Source organism: Allobosea sp. TAB14 (assembly GCF_052113865.1).
GTDB classification, from domain to species: domain Bacteria; phylum Pseudomonadota; class Alphaproteobacteria; order Rhizobiales; family Beijerinckiaceae; genus Allobosea; species Allobosea spartocytisi.
Map to the genome: position 1 here is coordinate 1 of NZ_JBFRDQ010000391.1, position 1,107 is coordinate 1,107.

The 1,107-nt window shown below is 64.8% G+C and carries 2 pseudogenes; both read right to left on the reverse strand.

Annotated elements, in window-relative coordinates:
• Positions 1-794 (reverse strand): annotated as a pseudogene (locus AB4Y99_RS27870) (hypothetical protein); the annotation flags it as partial.
• Positions 704-1,107: pseudogene (locus AB4Y99_RS27875) on the reverse strand (hypothetical protein); the annotation flags it as partial. The pseudogenes AB4Y99_RS27870 and AB4Y99_RS27875, both read right to left, overlap by 91 nt.

Genomic DNA, 1,107 nt, shown 5'->3' on the forward strand with positions numbered 1-1,107 from the left:
ATCCAGAAGGCAGCGACGCCCTGCGTGACGGCAGACGCGTTGAAAAACGCGTGCCATTCCTGTGCGGTTCGCGCCGAATTGTGGGGGGCGAGGAAGCGGTTCAGGTGATCCCCAAGCCTCAGCGCATCCCGCGCCTCGACGCGGTGGGAGAGAATCGCCAGCTCAACGAACCTAGAGTCGCTCAGAACGTCGATCCCGACCTGTGGTCCCATCGGAAGGACTATGCAGACCCGGCGACCGCTGCGCGCGATCTCGCGGGCGAAGTTTAGAAGTTCATTGAGCCTGCCGGCCCAATCGCTCTGGTCGAAGATCAAAACACAAGGAACTTCGTAAAGGCGGCCGACCTCGTGCTGCGCGCCATCAGCGCCGATCAGTCTCGTCAGCAGGCCCGACACCTCAAGCCCGGACGGCGAGGATGGGTTTCTTCGCGCCACCAAGGTCGGGTACCCCGCCGCCGCCGCCCTCCAGCCGAGATCACGCACGAACGTCGTTGCGCCCGCTCCCGGTTCGGTGCTGACATACAGGATGCGATTGGCCTCGACGCCGGTCCTGTCGAGCGTTCGAAGTCGGTGGCGGAGCGTCTCCCAAGCCCGCGGGTCACGTTGCCACGGCAGACCCGCCGCGTAGGGGCGCCATGACGCTGCGGGATCAGCGAAGAACCCCTCGACCTCACTGGCGGTAAGATCTTCCGGAAGGATAGGTGTCAGCGCGTCGATACATCTTCCCAGAGGTCGGTGAGACCGGTCGGTATCGCGAAGGCTCCCGCGGCGACTACGACGAGCTGACGCACCGATCGCTTGCGCAGCTCTTGCAGCATGGTCAGGCGCCGAGTGATCGCGGCCAGGCCGGTTCGACGCTGTCCGCTTCTGCCGTTGAGCAGCAGCACCGCAAGGTGTCGGGGCGGCAGGAGCACGTCCGCGGGATCGGTGTCGACGATGTGCAGAAGGCCGCGGCGACGCACCAGTGGATCGTCAATAGGCTCCGGCACCTCAAGACCGCTTAGGAACCCCTCGTCGGAACGATCCGACAGCACGACACTCCAAGGAAGCCGCGCGATGGCTACCAAAGTTTCTGGATCCGCGGCCTCGTCGCCGGATAGCCACAATG